Raw genomic sequence first — 17,802 nt, forward strand, 5'->3', positions numbered from 1 at the left:
ATACTAAATAATATTAGTATTTTTTATTGTTTTTCTGGATATCGTGGTCAAGGCCACGGGGTGACATCGAGGGTGTTTTCCGATCCATGCAATAACATTATAAATATAGCCATAATTGCATAACTATAATATGAATAACGAAATATCTAATAACTTTATAAAATTATGGTGGCGGAGTACCGATAGGCAAATAATAATTTCTTTAATTATCTTATTTGCTTTTAGTCTAATGCTTGTTACTACCTCAGGTTCAGCAGTAGCAAGTAGAATAGGTCTTGAAGAAAGTTATTTTGCATCTAGACAAATATTTTATTTAGCTGCCGCTTCAGGACTTATATTATTATTTTCATGTCTTAATAAAAAATGGTTAAGGCGTTTTGCAATAGTTGGATTTATTGCTAGTATAGTTTTATTAATAGCAGTTAAATTTTTTGGCTATGAAGTAAAAGGCGCAGTGCGATGGATTAATATTCTAGGTCTATCTATTCAACCTTCGGAATTTATCAAACCGTTTTTTGCAGTTGTTACGGGCTGGATATTATCGCTAAAATTTAATGATGATTTTCCAAGTTTTACGATTTGTGTAATACTTTATTCTATTGTTGCTATTCTCTTAATTATTCAGCCGGATTTTGGAATGCTTGTAATGATTACGGCAGTTTTCGGTATTCAACTGTTTATTGCGGGTATGCCGATATTTTGGATTGTTTTAGCCGGTTTTTTAGGAATGATAGGAGGAACTATTGCTTATTTTTGGTTACCGCACGTAACGCAAAGAATTAATTCGTTTTTAGATCCAGATAGTAGCGAGAATTATCAAGTTAGTAAGTCGCTTAAGGCTTTTGAGCATGGCGGGTTATATGGACGAGGTCCAGGGGAGGGGGCAGTAAAGCAGGTACTACCCGACTCGCATACGGATTTTATTTTTGCTGTAGCAGGTGAGGAGTTTGGAGCTATTATTTGCCTTATTGTTATAGGTATATTTGCTTTTATAGTATTAAGAAGTCTTATTAAGTTATTAAACGAAACAGATAAATTTGTACAATTCGCTGCTAGCGGTATAATTGCACAATTAGGGCTTCAGGCAATAATTAATATGGGCGTGACTTTACATTTACTTCCTACTAAAGGTATGACATTACCGTTTATTAGTTACGGTGGTTCTTCAACGCTGGCAATAGCTATCGCTACCGGTATGCTTCTTGGCTTTACAAGACACCGAACGCCGTTAAATTCGTACAAAATTCGTAATATTGAAATATGAAAAAAATCATTTTGGTAGCAGGAGGGACGGGGGGACATTTTTTTCCGGCAGTTGCTCTTGGAGAAGAATTAATCAAACGTGGCTATGAAGTTCATTTTATTACTGATTTAAGATGCAAACAATATATAAAGCAGGATATGAAAGTAATTTTTCATATCCTAGATTTAAAACGCTCAGGTAATATTTTCTTGTTTTTACCTAGGTTATCAATTGCAGTTTTAAAGGCTATTAAATTATTATATAATATGAAGTCTGCCGTCACTGTAGGGTTTGGCGGTTATCCTGTTATAGCTCCAATGTTTGCGGCAATTTTTTTAAGAGTACCGATTATAATTCATGAACAGAATTCTTACCTTGGAAAAGTTAATAAATTTTTTGCAAGCTTTGCTAAAAAGATAGCTATTTCTTATGAAAAAATAAAGAATTTACCGGAATTTGCAAAAAGTAAAATAGTAGTTACCGGTGGGGTAGTTAGAGAGAATATTAGGGAATTAAAGGTTATAGAAATGTCGTCCCGTGGCTTGACCACGGGGTCCAAAAAGTCTTTAATAAAAGCACTGGACTCCGTGGTCAAGCCACGGAATGATAAGCTTTTTACAATATTCATCTTTGGCGGTAGTCAAGGAGCTAAGTTATTTTCAGAGCTGATATCTGCAAGTATCCAAATTGTGATGCAAAAACAGCCAAGTCTTGAATTAAATATAATCCAGCAAGCAGCATTAGATGATCAAGTAAAAATAAAAGATATATACTCGAAATTAAACATTACTTATGAATTTGCTGAATTTTTTGATAATATGGCATTGCAATATAAAGAAGCCGATTTAGTGATTTCAAGAGCAGGAGCATCTACTATAGAAGAATTGACCTATATAGGGTTGCCGGCAATCTTTATTCCACTGCCTAGTGCTGCGGATAATCATCAATATTACAATGCAAAATTATTGGAAGATAAAAACGCAGGATGGTGTTTAGAGCAGAATAATATTTCTGCAGAAAAATTAGCAGATAAAATACTCGATTTGATAAGTAATCCAAAAATATTAGAGGCTGCTTCACAAAATTTATTAAAAAGAAGAAAAGAAGGGCATAAGCTATTAAGTAACCTAATAGAAGAGGTGATTTAGATTTTGTTTTCCGTCATTGCGAGGAAAAACTGTAAGTTTTGACGAAGCAATCTCGTGCTAAAGTCCTGAGATTGCCACGCTCCTTTTAGTCGCTTGCAATGACGGGGTGGAAGACATATAACAAGACCAAAAATACCTCAGAATAACAATAATTTAATTAAGCACATAGCAGTTCGGCTCTTTATTTCTTGCAAGTTTGGCTATTATGTGGCATTAATCATATTAGACTTTCTGCATAACTTGCTTCTAAGGGTAATTTGTGTGTCGATCCGGTACTCTCGCATCCTCATGTACCAAAGCGTACGCTGCGGTGCTGCGTTCCGTGTCTCCTACAAATTCCTCCTTATTAGCTAAGTTGTATAGGAAGTCTAATAAAAGTTTTGGAATAATATAAATATATGTTATATATGTTAAAAAAAATTATAATATTATTTTTAGGAATGTTTTTACTTTCAGCTTGTACAGATAATTTTAGAAGCTATTTTCAAAGATCAGCAAATAACAGATTGGTTGATAGCAAAGGTGCTAAAGGCGGCAAGAGAAAACCTGTATATAATAATAAATATATTACTTTGGCTAAAAAGAATATAGTAGAAGATAATCTTGATTATGATAACGACGATGATGATGACTATGATAGCGATGATAGTCCTTTAAGAGGAGAAAGAATCGATCCTGTAAAGAGAAATCGTGAAATGTATCTTAAGATGATTAAAAGGGATATAGCAAGGCAAAAAGCAGAAGCCGGCTTCGCTGAATCCGATGATGATATGACTTTAAGGAGAGCGAATAAAAAGGTTAGAAAAGACGATAGCGAGAAAGAAAAAAAGATACAAGAGGAATTAAATCAGATAAAAGCCATGCTTAGAGAAACTAAGCGTGATATATCAAAATATACTTGTCCAAATGCTGTAGTAAATCAAAATTATGCTCCACCCGTTACAAATTATGAGCCTGTAAATTATCCACCGGTAAAAAATAGTAAGCCGTATAATAACAATTCTAAGGTAAAGCAAAAATTTATCCGTGAAGATGATGATAACGGCAGTAATGCTTGTTCGATATAATAAGCCTATTCTTAGCTAAGAGCTGAAATCTCTAGTCTTTAGATATATACAGCAATCTCTGATGTGATATATTTATCACTACCAATAGGTTTATTATTTTTTAATAAAAATTAATATTTGAATATAGAAATATGTTAAATTTATTAATAGGTATATTATGAAAAGTAAACTCTCAGCCAGTACTGCTAGTCTTACCTTTATAAAAGGCCTTCAAAACCCTATTGTTACTGAAATAAAAGAATTAACAAAAAAATACATTTTAAAGATCAAGAGCTTGAAAAAGCTTACGGGATGGCTTCAGATGATATTTCTATTCAAGCAACAAGAGAACAGATATTATATGCTTTAAGAGCTGTGGAATCTGCAAAACAACATTCAACAGACAAGACACAAGCATTTATTAAATGACTACGGTATTTGTGTTGCTTACTCATTTGCTAATTAATAAAAGAAGCGGTAAGGACATACTAGAATTTGTATCACCTTATTTATTAAAAAACGCATCTGATATGGAATATATTAAGGCATATATTCCTGAAGCATATATAAAAGAAAGTAATAAAAATGATGCTATGGAATTGCTTGGTAAACGAGAAGTAAGAGACTATTTAGATCAAAAGTCTTCTGAGTTAGTAAGCGCATCGTCTGTACCGTCTACTCCTTCTACAACGGACACATTTAATTATGATAGTGATGAAATTACGGTTGCTGGAGAAGAGAAAACGACGCCGAATACTGAACAAGCTTGATACCACTGTCACGCTGTGGCTTGTCCACGGGGTTTAGTTAAAAATACTAATATTATTAGTATTTTTTAGTTGTTTTTCTGGATATTGTGGTCAAGCTACGGTATAACACCGAACGAGTTTCTCGCGCCATACAACAACATTAAGATTTCCAATTTAATTCCGGATAGATTGCTAATTTTAGCTTTATAATTGCTATGCTTTAACCATTTCTTAGCTGTTTCTAAATATAGGCAAATTATCGGTGTGATGTAAAGAGTAAGTAATTGCAATGTGAGTAAACCTCCTACTACTGCAAGCCCTAGTGATCTTCTCTCTGCTCCTGTTGCTCCGACTCCAAGAGCAATAGACATAGCTCTCATTAAGGCAGCTAGGGTAGTCCTCATAATCGGTCTGAATCGTATTATACATGCTTCATAAATTGCTTCATGCGAAGATTTATTGCCAGTTCTTTCAAGTTCTAAGGCAAAATCGATAATCATGATAGCCTTTTGCTTCACTATACCGATTAACATTATAAGTCCGACAAATCCGTACATATCAAGTTCGCTATTAAATATTAGTAGAGTGAGTAATACTCCAAATATAGCGGTAGGTAGTCCTAAAAGTATAGTTATAGGATGCACAAAACTTTCATATAACATGCCAAGGATGATGTAAATAACTATAACAGCAAGTTCAAGCAATAAGCCAAGATCGGAAAAAGACGACTGACATGCCTGAACTGTTCCTTGGAAGCGTCCCGTAATCCGTAGCCGGCATTTGTAACTCTCTTATTGCTTGATTAACTTTTGGAACGGCATCACTAATTGAATATCCATCTTGCAGGTTAAATGATACCCCGTAACTGAAGGTAATTGCCCGAAATGTGAAATACTAAGTGGGCCAACAGTATTAACAATTTTAGCAAGGGTAAGTTAGCGGTACTAAATTGCCGCTTGCGGAGTTAATATTGACTCAAGATAACATTGACGAATCTGTTTGATATTTAGGATCTAGCTCTAAAATAACGTCATATTGAGCTGTTGGGGTGGTATATAATGTGGAAATCTGTTCAGCACCGTAAGCTGCATATAAGATATTCTGGACGTACTCGACTGATATACCGAGTTTTGCAGCCTTATATCTATCAATCTGCGCTAAAGTGTGTGGCTGTGCTATTTGTAAATCCGAAGTTACGTCAATAAAACCTGGCAGCCGTGCGAACTTGTCCTTTAATTTCGGTGCAAAGCTAAATAGCACATCTTGATCGAGTTCTTGCATAGTATATTGATATTGGCTTTTGGTTGCTTGTCCGTCGATCGTAATAGTAGGTACGTTCTGGATATATACCCTTAAACCTACTAAATGATTTAGTTTTGAACGTAACTGATCTATAACGGTGTCAGCTCCTATTCTTTGATCACGAGGTTTTAAGCTAATCAAAATCGTACCCTGATTTACGGTAGAGTTTCTACCTGAAACACCTACGGCAGAAAAAAATGAATCTATATTAGGATTTTGAAGTAATACATCACTTACTTGTTGCTGTTCTTGCGCCATCGCATCAAAAGAAATAGTTTGAGCGGCGTCGGTAAAAACTAAGATTTGTCCCGTATCGGAATCAGGCATAAAGCCTTTGCGTACTTTCCCAAATAAATAAGCCGTTGTGATGATTACTAAGAGAAATATAAGCATAGTAGTTTTTGAATGCTCTAATACTGTTTTTAGACTGCTACCATATTTTTGTTTGACATATTCAAAGGCTTTTTCGGTTAGTGGTAGGTCGTCATTGCGAGGCGTCAAAGACGCCGTGGCAATCTCGGTTGGTTGCCCTGAGCGTGCTTCATCACTACGTTCCTCGCAATGACGATCCCTCAAAAACACATTACATAACATAGGAGTTACGGTTATCGAGATAACTCCCGAAAGCAAAATAGTGGTAGTAATAACAACGGCAAGTGCGTGCAGTAGCTTCCCTAAAATTCCGCTCATAAATAATATTGGGATGAATATCGTCATTAGGGATAAAGTCCTTGAGACGATAGTAAATCCTATTTCTTTAGTATCGTTAATACATGCTGCTATTTTACTCTCGTCTTTTTCCATATGTCGTGTGATATTTTCAAGCACTACTATTGCATCATCCACGACAAAACCCATCGCAAGCGTTAGAGCCATTAAAGACATATTATCGATGCTATAACCGAATAGATACATAAAGGCAAAAGTACCGACAACTGATAAAGGAAGGGCAATAGTCGGAATAATCACGGACCGTCAGTTATGTAGAAAGAGAAATATAGCAATCACTACGAGTATTAAAGCGAGTAGCATAGTAAAATTGGCATCATTTACCGATTCTCTGATAGAAATTGACCTATCAAACATGATATTAATGCCCTCAGGGATTTGCCTGCGGAGCAACGGCAATACTTCTTTTATAGAGTCGACTATTTCAATAGTATTAATATCCGGTTGTTTTTGAATAGCAAGTATTACCCCCGGCTTATCCTTATACCAAGCGGCGATTTTATTATTAGCTACGCTATCAATGGCTTTCCCGATATTTTTAAGAAAAAGCGGATTACCGTTTTTATAGGTTAACGCGAGTTTCGAATTAATAGAACATAGAATTTAGACTATCAAGAGAGATGTAATAGAAGGTTTATTATCAGACATTTGATAATTTTTATCAGTGCTGCAACCATATGAACAAAGGCATTTGTAACTGATCTATGCCTTGAATGCTCAAACTTACTCAATAGTTTAATTTTGCTAAAAATAGATTCTAGCAATGATCTTTTAAGCAATAATATTTTATCCAACATAGACATAAGCTTATTTTTCATATTTTTCTTTACTCTAGTTACTATAAAAACTCCTTGCTCTAAAAGTTGTTGAAATAATTTTTGTGAAATATAATCACGATCTCCAAATATTTTACCAAAAAGATTTTTTATCATCAATTCTAGCTGTTTTCTATCATCCTTATTACCAGGACTAAAAGATGCTTTAACTTATACCACCAGCTCTATTAATTATTAAATGTAGTTTGAGTCCATAGAACCAACCTTTTGTTGTTGCACCACGTGCTGCTTATACCAGCAAACACTTTATTCATTGAAATACGATATTTCTTGCATACCTCTATACTACTTGAATCTACAAAAGATAGTCCGTCACACTGATTCAAAATAGAATTTAATATTAATACGAAACTCGCGTAAGTTAATATTAACTCATTATATTCTTTAGCATTTTGTAATTGCCCAGGGGCTCTAATGCTTGAGTAGATATCTTTACCGTATAAAGCTCCGGTCGGTAAATTAACATTAGCAGAGCTGATAATGTTTGATACTTAGTCAAGCCCTATATTATTTGTTGCCATTTTAACAGGGGCAACCTGCACACGCACTGCATATTGTTGTGAGCCGTAAACTTGTACCTGTGCAACACCCGGCAGCATAGATAAACGCTCAGCCATAATTGTTTCGGCGTAATAGTCCACGGTATATAAGGGGGAGAGTATCAGAGGTTAAAGATAAATAAAATATAGGTGCGTCGGCAGGATTTACTTTACGATATGAGGGCGGGGTAGGTAAGGCGTTCGGTAGCTGCTTGTACGTCTTGTGCCGCTGCATCTATATCTCGGTCTAAATTAAACTGCAAAGTAATTTGAGTAGTACCGTTACTATTAACCGAACTCATCGAGTCAATATCTGATATCGTCGAGATTTGCTTTTCAAGCGGTAATGCAACTGAAGACGCCATAGTAGTAGGGTCAGCTCCAGGCAAGCTTACTGAAACCTGAATAGTCGGGCAGTTGATGTCAGGTAAAACGCTTACCGGTAATAGCCTATAGCCGAATGCTCCAAACAGCAAAATAGTGGCCATGAATAAAGTAGCAAGAACCGAACGCTTAATAAATATTTCTGAAATACCCAATGATTTTTTCCCTGTTTTATGGATTTTTTCCGTCATACATATCGTCATTGCGAGCGACTGTAAGAAGCGTGGCAATCTCATGAAATAATGACAAACTCCTAAGATTGCTTCGTCAATTACTTTGTAATTTCCTCGCAATGACGCCTGCTCGCAATGACGATTTGACACTACTCCTCCCTAACACTCACCTCTGCTCCGTTAGATAATCGTAGCTGTCCGTTGGTGATTACCGTTTCTCCCTCATCTATACCGCTTTTAATAACAATAAAATCATCATTAGAAAACACTATATCTATATTCTTGACCACGGCTTTATTATCTTGATCGACAACAAATACATAAGGACCTTGATCGTTAGTTTGCATGGCTTTAGACGGAACTATATACGATCGAGATATTTTTCAGGTACGGAGAAGCTGACATAAATAGGCGAGATAGTATTTATAGTTACTAGACTCACAAAATCCGGCGATACTAAATCACCTGCTTTTACTTCTTGTCCGTCATCAAAATTTACACTTAATATTTAGCCCATAACTTAAGGTTGAATATCGGCGCTTTGGTAAAAGTTTCAGCTACTCCTGCAAGTTCTATCACATCAGGGACGTCTTGTCTGATAACTTGTGTTACCTCAATCGGAGCTGCTATAGTGATTTATTTACTGCTTTTATGATGATGTTTTATTGCCCAAACCACTAATAATTAGTACTGGTAATGTTATCAATATCAAATTCCGCATTATTGTTTTAAGCATTGTTATTTGCCAAAATCAAAAATAGGTCCTGCTATGTTGCCGCCTACCTGCTAAGTCTCAGCTGAGTTAGCAAACAGAGTATTAAGTTTATTGCTACCGAATCCTAATAAGCCTGTTAAAGAAATTTATGGAAAATAAGTAGCTTTTATTGTTTTTAAGTTTGCATCTGCTGCTAGTAAAGTCTGCTCTGCAGCTTTAATATCCGGTTTTTGCTCTAAAAGCTCTGATGGTAATATTTTAGGTAATACCGGTAGAGCAGGGAAGTAATCTATTGGTTTATCACGATAAATTAAGCCGTTTACTATATTTTCAGGAATTCTACCTACTAAAATTTTTAAAGCGGTTTCCTGCTCATGTCTTTGTTGTTTTAAAGGCTGCAATGATAACTTAGTAAGTGCAAGCTCGGAAGCAGCTTCACTAACCGATAAACGTACCCGCTGCCTTGCTATACTTACTTGCAAGGAAAGTTTTTTTAGCCGATGCGCTAGCGTTGGCGGCTGCCCCCATAAATCCAGCTCGTAATTAAGCACGCTTGCTAGCCCAAAATTATTAGAGCATTTCGGCTCATTCGGTGCTTTTGTTTCTTTACTGTTTTTTGTTCGATTTGCTCCGCCTTGTAAATTGATTTGTGGAAATCTATAAGAATTAATAAGGTTAAGCTATGCTTTCGCTGCTAGCACATTACTCATTGCCAGCTCAATATCGGAGTTACCGGTTAAAGATTCTTCGATTAGGTTATTTAACACCGGATCGTTAAATTGCAGCAACCACTTGGAGGATGCATTATGATTTTGTTCTAGAGAATAATTATTCCAAGTAGTAGGTAATGAGAGTTTAGGGGGAATATTATCGTGTTTTGTATTACAACCACATAGAAGAAATGATGAAATCGATAAAACTAGAATATATTTTAAGTAAATGAAAAATCGGCATACGAAGTTCATCGAGTAGGTTCATTAAAATAAATTCATATTACTTAATATTAATTATGAATCTTTAAACCGTTATGTCAATATAGACTATTATTTTTTCAACTAACTATTTTTATAATTACGTAATAATGTTGCTACAGCATATTTTAGAAAGCTTGATATAAGTGAATTTTGCAGGATTCGCTTGTGTTCACGTATTTTTATACGCTGTGTAGGCTCACCCTTAAATTCATCTTATCTGAAGCTTTCTAAAATATGCTGTAACTTTTCAGAAACAACTTTAATGTCATAATTTTGTTTGAGAGTAAGGTAGGCGTTTTTAGAAAATTCTTTTACTTTTATAGGGCTCTCTATTAGATAGACAATTTTTTCTGCTAAATCTTCAGCAGAGCCGGCTTTACAAATAAGCCCGTCTTGCATGTCGCTTAAGATTGCTGCAGGCCCTTCAGTATCTGTACTAACGATAGGCACGCTTGCCTCCATTGCTTCAAGCACTATAATTCCAAACGGTTCATGAAGAGACGGTAAGCAAAAAATATCTATTTGTTTAAAGAATTTATCTCTATCGTTAACCCATCCCGTAAATGATATTTGATCTTGTAAATTAAGTTTATGTGCTAAAGCAATTAAATTATCTTTTTCCTCGCCGCTTCCACCTATAACTGCATGAAGATCATATTTTTTTTCTTTTAAAATTTTGATAGCTTTAATAAAAACATCAACACCTTTCTTAGCTACAAATCTTGCTAGTACACCAATTACGACAGGTTTTCTATATGTTTTATTTGGAATAAAGTCTTTAGCAATATTTATCATATTCGGTAGGATGCATATCCTAGATTCGGCAAAGTTATTTTTTAGTAAAAATTCTTTCATATGATGTGTCAAGGCAATAACAAAATCACATTTACGTAGTCCTTTTAAACTATAATTATGAGCGATACCGATTAATTTTATATTTTGTGATTTAGCAAATTTACTAAAATTTATTGCTCTATTACCGTGTGCTATAATTATATCGGGCTTAGTCTTATGAATTATATACTTAAGAATAAGTACCGAGAGTAAATCAAACGGTACTATATTAGGTAGTTTTAAGCTTTGTTTGTGTAGAAAGGAATTTATTTTTGCCTTGTAAGAAGTGATATTTATAACCTCAATTTTTTGCATCTCTAAAGCAGTGCTATAATCTAAAAATGCTCGTTGAATGCCGCCAAGGTCACGACTTAGCATAATATTAAGGATTTTCATTACTTTAATTGCTCGATTTCTTTTGCTGTTAAACCGGTAAAATCTATAATTTTATCTAAAGGTTTATTTTTTGCTAACATTTTTTTAGCTATAGAAATTTTTTGTCTTGCTTTCCCTCTGGCTTCTCCTTTAGCTTCAGCATCCATAATTTTCTGCTCTTCTACGGCTAGATTATCCATTTCGGTTTTTATCATTTTTTCATAAGTATTTAACTCTTTTTCAGACCAACTAGCTTGATCCAAAGCATAAAAAGCTTTTTTAATAATAAAGTCATGACCTATCAAATTCTCCATTTCTTCTAGAGTGCTTTCATGTGCATGTTTAAAGAAATATGCCCATTTTTCTTGAAGGTTCTCTAATTGATCTAATTCTTTATTAAATTTCTCAAGCTCTAAAAAGATAAAATAAAAATCTTGTAGGTCGTTCTCATAAGTTTTAGTATCAAGTAATCTATGATCTGATCTCCAATCTTTTTTATCGGGCAATAAAATAAAATCGGCAATAGCTAAGAATATTACTCCTCGAAGTTTTGCATATACTGCCATTTTGTATGATCTTCATCTTCTTTTGTTATTTGTCTTGAATAGGCCTTTGCTGCATAAAGCTGAGCTTGTTTTTCAAAACCTGGATGTTTGCTGACCTGCATCTCTACAATAAATTGAGTACCGTATTTATCTCTACATAATATATCAATTATAGATTGTCTATAAGCAGCGATATCGGGATCTTAGATTGTTTTTAAAAAAGTAACCTCGGTAATTACTTCTTTTCCCGTATAACCTAAAATGTCATTTAGAAAATGAGTAAGTATATCCTTATTTTTTTCTGTACCGAAAATTTTAAAAAATGCATAGTTATTTTTAGGGTCTAAGAAACGTGAAATTAGCATAATAGTCTATATTTTTATATATCATCACTTCATTATAGCAAATTCCAAAAAATTTGCTATAATACAATTTCCTAATATGTAAAACACTATGATTAGTAAAATTAATTTTGTAAAAATGCATGGTCTCGGTAATGATTTTGTTATTGTTAACAAACGAGATTTATCAAGTTCATATGATTTATCGCAGTTAGCAAAAAATATGGCTGAGCGTCATACAGGTATCGGTTGCGATCAGTTTATTATTTATGAAGAGCATAATGATTTTTATGAAATGATTATATATAACATAGACGGCTCTAGTGCTAAATTATGCGGTAATGCTACAAGATGTTTAGCCAAGTTAATTTATCTTGATACGGGAAAGAAAGATATTACTGTAATGGTAGGCAATAAAAAATTGCTATGTAATGTCAATGATGAAAATAATATTAGCGTTAATGTAGGAAGCGTTAGTTTTAATGAAGCTTGGATGCCAAGTCGTGATAAAGTTTGGGCATTTGCAGAGCGTTATATGATTGATTTAAAGGAAACTATTTGCGTTGATATAGGTAATCCGCATTTGATTATTTTTAGTAAGTTAGAACCTCAAGATCAAAAAATTGTCGGTGAAAAATTGCAGGCTAAGGAATTATTTGCAGATGGGGTAAACGTTAATTTTGCTGAAGTAAAAGATAATAAAATCTATTTATCCGTTTGGGAGCGGGGGGCAGGGTTAACGCTTGCTTGCGGAAGCGGAGCTTGCGGTAGTTTTGCTGCCGGTTTAAAGCTCGGTTTTATCCATTCACCAAGTACTATAGTCTTTAAGCACGGTAACCTTACTATGAAAGAAGAAAACGGTAATATAATAATGCAAGGGGCAGCTACGCTTGTAGCACGTGGGGAATATTATTGTGAGCAATAATTTAAGACAAGACGTAGTAACATTTGGCTGTAGACTTAATATTTACGAAAGTGAGATAATACGAAAAAACTTGGAATTGTCGGGTATCGATAATGTGGCAATATTCAATACTTGTGCGGTAACTAAAGCAGCTGAGAAACAAGCAAGACAAGCTATACGCAAGGCTAAAAAAAATAATCCTGATTTAAAAATTATTGTTACCGGCTGTAGTGCTCAAACAAGTCCGCAAATGTACGGTAATATGCCGGAAGTTGACAAAGTTATAGGTAATGAAGAGAAGTTATTACCTAATTACTACCAAATTACCGATGCAAAAATAACAGTTAACGATATAATGTCGGTGAAAGAGACGGCAAGTCATTTAGTAAGTAGCTTTGACGGTAAGTCTCGTGCTTTTATTCAGGTACAAAACGGTTGTGATCATTTTTGTACTTTCTGTATTATCCCTTATGGTAGAGGCAAAAGTAGATCAGTAGCAATAGGAGCTATAGCAGCGCAGGTAAAGCATTTGGTATTAAACGGCTTTAAAGAAGTAGTTTTTACCGGTGTCGATGTCACGGCTTACGGTAGTGATTTGCCGGGAAATCCAACATTCGCACAAATGATTAAACGAGTGTTGAATTTAGTCCCTGAATTAAAGAGGCTTAGATTATCTTCAATAGATGTTGCAGAAATAGATGATGAACTTTTTGAGCTTATAGCTTATAGTGAAAGGATAATGCCGCATTTTCATATTAGCTTGCAAGCAGGCGACGATATGATATTAAAACGTATGAAAAGACGTCATAATAGAGCAAACGTAATAGAGTTTTGTCGGAAGCTGCGGGCAATAAGACCGGAAGTATCTTTTGGTGCGGATATTATAGCTGGTTTCCCGACTGAAACCCATGAAATGTTTGAAAATACAAGAAAATTAATTTCAGAAGCGGAATTACAATATTTACATGTTTTTCCTTATTCGGAAAGAGAAGGAACGCCTGCAGCACGTATGCCACAAGTACCTAAAAATATAAGAAAAGAAAGGGCAAAGATTTTAAGGCAAGAAGGGCAAAACCAGTTGACCGAATTCTTTAAAAAACATATAGGACAGAAAGTGGAGTTATTAGTAGAGAATAATAATATTGCCCATACCGAAAATTTTATTCCGGTAAAGCTAGATAAACCTTTAGAAATAGGGCAGATATTTAAAGCGAAGTTGGTGGGGATAGAAGAGAATTATATGAAGTGTATGTTGGTTTAACGTCATTGCGAGGAGCCGTAGGCGACGCGGCAATCCAGAAAATAATTAAAAAAATTCTGTAAATCAGAATTTTTAACTGGGTTGCTTCGTCAATTGCTATGCAATTTCCTCGCAATGACACGGATAAACAGGTCCACGCAACAATGCCTCCTCGCAATGACGTTCTACCGTACAATAAAAAATCAAAAACAAAAAACAATAATGGAAAATATAGAAACAATATTAAGGCTTGCTGAGGACAAAATCTTATTAGTACAAAACTTAAAAGCTCTGCAAGAATATAAAGTAGAATTTTTAGGCAAGAACGGTATAGTGACCGGTGAGCTTAAAAAATTAGGTAGTTTAAATGAACAGGAACGTAAAGAATTTGGCTTAAAAATCAATAAATTAAAAGATAAAATACAGAATATAATAAAAGCAAAAGAAGAAATTTTAGAGGAGCAGGAACTAAATTTTAAACTTGCTGCCGATAAAATTGATTTAACAATCCCTGCACGGAGATATAAACAAGGTTCTATTCATCCAATAACACAATGTAGTGAGGAGTTAATACAAGTATTTTCGCAGTTTGGTTTTACTATAGAAAACGGACCAAATATTGAGAATGATTTTCATAATTTTACCGCTCTCAATTTTGAAGATGATCATCCCGCAAGGCAAATGCATGATACTTTTTATTTGAAAAGTCAGGAAAATAATAAGCCGCTGTTATTACGTACTCATACCTCAACAGTGCAGATTAGAGCTATGAAAAACGGCAAACCGCCTTTTAGGTTTATAGCACCGGGTAGGACTTATAGATCGGATTCGGATATGACGCATACGCCAATGTTCCACCAAATAGAAGGGCTTGTTATTGATAAAAATATCAATATGGGACATTTAAAATATGTTATCACGGCATTTATAAAAAGCTTTTTTGAAAATTCTAATATTGAATTACGTTTTAGACCCAGCTTTTTCCCATTTACCGAACCTTCTGCCGAAGTTGATATTCGGATGAATAAAAACGATAAATGGCTTGAGGTCCTCGGTTGCGGGATGGTTCATCCAAACGTGCTTAAAAATGTTGGTATCGATAGCAGCGAGTATCAAGGTTTTGCTTTTGGGCTTGGAGTAGAGCGTTTTGCAATGTTAAAATATAATATCAAAGATTTAAGACAATTTTTTGAAGGAGATATGCGTTGGCTTAAACATTATAATTTTGGGAGCTTTGATATACCGAATTTAGCAGGAGGGCTTACGAAATGAAATTTACGTTATCATGGTTAAAACAATTTTTAGAGACATCGGCTTCAGTTACTGAAATTGCCGAAGCCCTAACAGCTATTGGCCTTGAAGTGGAAGAGGTGATAGATAAAGCGGCGGAGTTACAAAAGTTTGAAGTAGCGTATATTACAAATATTAAACCTCACCCGTCAGCTGATAAATTAAAGCTTTGTAATGTTGAGACTAAAAGTGGTATGCTGCAAATAGTTTGTGGTGCGCGTAATGCAAGAGCAGGTATAAAAGTAGTACTTGCAAATATCGGAATAGAAATACCAAACGGTAAATTTAAGATTAAGGAATCTGTTATTAGAGGCGAAAAAAGCTGTGGTATGCTTTGCTCTGAAGAGGAATTACTGCTAGCTTCAGAGTCTGAAGGGATTATAGAGCTATCTGAAGATGCCGTAGTTGGAGAGAAGTTTACTAAATATTACGGTTTAGATGATCCTATATTTGTTATTAACGTTACTCCTAATCGTGGTGATGCACTTGGAGTGTACGGTATCGCAAGAGATTTAGCAGCTAAAGGAATAGGAATACTTAAAGAGCTAGAAATTTCGGAAATAAAGAGTACATTTATTTCTAAAATGAAGCTTAACGTGCAAGATAAAGAAGCCTGTCCGTTATTTACTTTTAGAGAGATAAGAAATTTAAAAAATAAACCAAGCCCTGATTGGTTACGGAAATTATTAAAAAATGTTGGGGTAAAAACTATTTCAAGCTTAGTGGATGTAACAAATTATATTTCCTATAGCTTTGGGCAGCCGATGCATGCTTACGATGCAGATAGGATAAAAGGGGGAATTACTGTAGCACGTCATTGCGAGAAGCGTAGCGACGAACCAATCTCAGGACAACAAAATGAGATTGCCACGGCTGCTTTACAGCCTCGCAATGACGTAGCTAAATGCCACGCCCTAAACGGCAAAGAATATTTACTTACCGAAAATGATTTAGTTATAAAAGATGAAAGCGGTATTCAAGGTCTGGCCGGTGTCATTGGCGAGGCTGATAGTAGTTGTACTGATAGTACGACTAATATAATACTCGAGGCTGCTTGTTTTAATGCTAAAATGGTTGCAGCTAGCGGGCGAAGATTCCAAATTGATACGGATGCTAGATATCGTAATGAGCGTAATATCGATAGAAATTTTACGGAAAAGGCTTTGGACATAGCAACTAATCTTATTTTGTCAATATGCGGAAACGGTGAAGTATCGGAAGTAGTGAAAGTCGGTGAAAAAGAGTCACAAAAAAAACCTTTAGATTTTTCAGCATGTTATTTAGAAAAAATTACAGGAATTAAACTAAATATCAAAGCGATAGAAGCCATATTAAATAAACTAGGATTTATTACGGATGTTAAAGGTGAGATTATAAAGGTAATAGCTCCTTCTTGGCGTCACGATATAACTATTTTAGAAGATATAGCTGAAGAAATCGCTCGTATTTACGGTTATGATAAAATAGAGAGTATAAAATTACCCGAACTAGACCAAGATAATAATAAGCTAAGAGAGCATAAAAGAATATCTAGTTTTAAAAGGATATTAGCAAGCAAAGGCTATGATGAGGTAGTAACTAACTCTTTTATGAGTAGTGAAGATGCAAAGTTGTTTGCTGAATTAAAAGAAGAGTTATTTTTGCTTAATCCTATTAGCATAGGAGACAATTATATGCGTCCTACTATACTGCCGAATTTGTTAAGTATAGTAAGTAAAAATCTAGCACGCTCTATAAAAGATATGGCTTTTTTTGAAGTTGGACCAAGTTTTATAGATTTAAATACGGAAGCAACTTATTTGACGGCAATTATAAGCGGTTCATATAATAATAAAAATCCTCATTCGCTTGGACGAGGCTATGATATTTTTGATCTTAAAGGCGATTTAGAGTTGGTAGCTGATTATGCAGGACTATCTATAGATAAATGTATAGCAACAAATGGGACAGCATTGCCACAATATTATCATCCAACTAGAGCAGTAAATATAGGGCTTGGTAAAAATTTATTAGGTCATTTTGGGCAGATACACCCTAAAATCTTGAAATATTACGATATTAATCAGGAAATATTTGCATTCGAGCTAAATATTACGAATTTACCGTTGATAAAAGCTAAATTCGGTAAAAGAGACGAATTTGCAGTATCGGATTTCCAAGCTAATTTTAGAGATTACGCATTTATTGTTGATCAAGATCATAGAGTCGGTGAAATAATATCATATATAAATAATTTTAATAAAAAGCTTGTCAAATCAGTTATATTATTTGATATTTATAGCGGTGATAAATTACCTGAAGGTAAAAAATCTATAGCGGTTAAAATAGAACTACAAGCAGATGATCGGACGTTATCTGATACTGATTTAAATTCGTTCAGTAAAGATTTAGTTGCTACCATCTCGCAAAAATTTCAAGGAACATTAAGAGAATAA

The 17,802-nt window shown here is 34.6% G+C and carries 16 protein-coding genes and 6 pseudogenes; 8 read left to right on the plus strand and 14 right to left on the minus strand.

What is annotated here, in order from left to right; all coding sequences use genetic code 11:
• Positions 1-130 precede the first annotated feature (130 nt).
• Both ftsW and murG read left to right on the plus strand, forming a co-directional pair.
• Complete coding sequence (ftsW, locus tag RMA_RS03090) at positions 131-1,264, plus strand: putative lipid II flippase FtsW (protein WP_041404655.1); 1,134 nt, start codon at positions 131-133, stop codon at positions 1,262-1,264.
• The gene (gene murG, locus RMA_RS03095) at positions 1,261-2,391 is read left to right on the plus strand and encodes an undecaprenyldiphospho-muramoylpentapeptide beta-N-acetylglucosaminyltransferase (protein WP_012152745.1); all 1,131 of its coding nucleotides are present in this window, start codon (positions 1,261-1,263) and stop codon (positions 2,389-2,391) included. Before ftsW ends, murG begins: the two co-directional genes overlap by 4 nt.
• 235 nt (positions 2,392-2,626) lie before the next feature.
• Here the strand turns inward: murG and RMA_RS12230 are convergent.
• Positions 2,627-2,763, minus strand: a pseudogene (locus tag RMA_RS12230) (palindromic element RPE1 domain-containing protein); the annotation flags it as partial.
• A gap of 35 nt (positions 2,764-2,798) precedes the next feature.
• Between RMA_RS12230 and RMA_RS03100 the strand changes: the two are divergent.
• Positions 2,799-3,458 carry a hypothetical protein gene (locus RMA_RS03100; protein ID WP_014365874.1) on the plus strand — a complete coding sequence of 220 codons (660 nt, stop codon included), beginning with the start codon at positions 2,799-2,801 and terminating at the stop codon, positions 3,456-3,458.
• Between the two features lie 404 nt (positions 3,459-3,862).
• Positions 3,863-4,207, plus strand: a complete 345-nt coding sequence (locus RMA_RS03110) for a hypothetical protein (RefSeq protein ID WP_012152747.1) — start codon at positions 3,863-3,865, stop codon at positions 4,205-4,207.
• A 95-nt stretch (positions 4,208-4,302) separates the two neighbouring features.
• Here RMA_RS03110 and RMA_RS10255 read toward each other — a convergent pair whose 3' ends face one another.
• From RMA_RS10255 to RMA_RS11950, 13 genes and pseudogenes are all read right to left on the minus strand, one after another.
• Positions 4,303-4,890 (minus strand): efflux RND transporter permease subunit, encoded by a 588-nt coding sequence (locus RMA_RS10255; RefSeq protein WP_238375558.1) that lies wholly within the window; start codon positions 4,888-4,890, stop codon positions 4,303-4,305.
• A 271-nt stretch (positions 4,891-5,161) separates the two neighbouring features.
• Positions 5,162-6,820 (minus strand): annotated as a pseudogene (locus tag RMA_RS10810) (efflux RND transporter permease subunit).
• An 8-nt stretch (positions 6,821-6,828) separates the two neighbouring features.
• Positions 6,829-7,185, minus strand: a pseudogene (locus RMA_RS11675) (transposase); the annotation flags it as partial.
• Between the two features lie 13 nt (positions 7,186-7,198).
• A pseudogene (locus RMA_RS12235) lies at positions 7,199-7,267 on the minus strand (transposase); the annotation flags it as partial.
• 22 nt (positions 7,268-7,289) lie between these two features.
• Positions 7,290-7,379: pseudogene (locus RMA_RS12240) on the minus strand (transposase); the annotation flags it as partial.
• Between the two features lie 165 nt (positions 7,380-7,544).
• Entirely contained in the window at positions 7,545-7,670 is a 126-nt protein-coding gene (locus tag RMA_RS11680; RefSeq protein ID WP_274377928.1) for a hypothetical protein, read from the minus strand.
• Between the two features lie 92 nt (positions 7,671-7,762).
• Positions 7,763-8,299: an efflux RND transporter permease subunit gene (locus RMA_RS11685; protein WP_274377929.1), complete on the minus strand. Its 537-nt coding sequence runs from the start codon at positions 8,297-8,299 to the stop codon at positions 7,763-7,765.
• The gene (locus RMA_RS10825; protein WP_049749356.1) at positions 8,299-8,496 is read right to left on the minus strand and encodes a hypothetical protein; all 198 of its coding nucleotides are present in this window, start codon (positions 8,494-8,496) and stop codon (positions 8,299-8,301) included. Before RMA_RS10825 ends, RMA_RS11685 begins: the two co-directional genes overlap by 1 nt.
• A gap of 514 nt (positions 8,497-9,010) precedes the next feature.
• Positions 9,011-9,415, minus strand: a complete 405-nt coding sequence (locus tag RMA_RS10830; RefSeq protein WP_041404658.1) for a TolC family protein — start codon at positions 9,413-9,415, stop codon at positions 9,011-9,013.
• 129 nt (positions 9,416-9,544) lie between these two features.
• The gene (locus RMA_RS10835; RefSeq protein WP_238375559.1) at positions 9,545-9,829 is read right to left on the minus strand and encodes a hypothetical protein; all 285 of its coding nucleotides are present in this window, start codon (positions 9,827-9,829) and stop codon (positions 9,545-9,547) included.
• 222 nt (positions 9,830-10,051) lie between these two features.
• Positions 10,052-11,068 carry a glycosyltransferase family 4 protein gene (locus RMA_RS03155; RefSeq protein WP_041404659.1) on the minus strand — a complete coding sequence of 339 codons (1,017 nt, stop codon included), beginning with the start codon at positions 11,066-11,068 and terminating at the stop codon, positions 10,052-10,054.
• A complete protein-coding gene (locus RMA_RS11945; RefSeq protein WP_012152749.1) occupies positions 11,068-11,613 on the minus strand; it encodes an Rpn family recombination-promoting nuclease/putative transposase in 546 nt (181 codons plus the stop codon). Before RMA_RS11945 ends, RMA_RS03155 begins: the two co-directional genes overlap by 1 nt.
• Positions 11,583-11,957: pseudogene (locus tag RMA_RS11950) on the minus strand (PD-(D/E)XK nuclease family transposase). Before RMA_RS11950 ends, RMA_RS11945 begins: the two are co-directional and overlap by 31 nt.
• A gap of 88 nt (positions 11,958-12,045) precedes the next feature.
• Between RMA_RS11950 and dapF the strand changes: the two are divergent.
• From dapF to pheT, 4 genes are all read left to right on the plus strand, one after another.
• Positions 12,046-12,858, plus strand: coding sequence for a diaminopimelate epimerase (dapF, locus tag RMA_RS03165; protein ID WP_012152750.1), 813 nt, complete (start codon positions 12,046-12,048; stop codon positions 12,856-12,858).
• Positions 12,833-14,098, plus strand: coding sequence for a tRNA (N(6)-L-threonylcarbamoyladenosine(37)-C(2))-methylthiotransferase MtaB (gene mtaB / locus RMA_RS03170; RefSeq protein WP_012152751.1), 1,266 nt, complete (start codon positions 12,833-12,835; stop codon positions 14,096-14,098). The genes dapF and mtaB overlap by 26 nt, the downstream gene beginning before the upstream one ends.
• Before the next feature lie 201 nt (positions 14,099-14,299).
• The gene (gene pheS / locus RMA_RS03175; protein WP_041404985.1) at positions 14,300-15,349 is read left to right on the plus strand and encodes a phenylalanine--tRNA ligase subunit alpha; all 1,050 of its coding nucleotides are present in this window, start codon (positions 14,300-14,302) and stop codon (positions 15,347-15,349) included.
• Positions 15,346-17,802 carry a phenylalanine--tRNA ligase subunit beta gene (gene pheT / locus RMA_RS03180; protein WP_012152753.1) on the plus strand — a complete coding sequence of 819 codons (2,457 nt, stop codon included), beginning with the start codon at positions 15,346-15,348 and terminating at the stop codon, positions 17,800-17,802. Before pheS ends, pheT begins: the two co-directional genes overlap by 4 nt.

Origin of the sequence: Rickettsia massiliae MTU5 (assembly GCF_000016625.1) — a bacterium.
GTDB classification, from domain to species: Bacteria; Pseudomonadota; Alphaproteobacteria; order Rickettsiales; family Rickettsiaceae; genus Rickettsia; species Rickettsia rickettsii.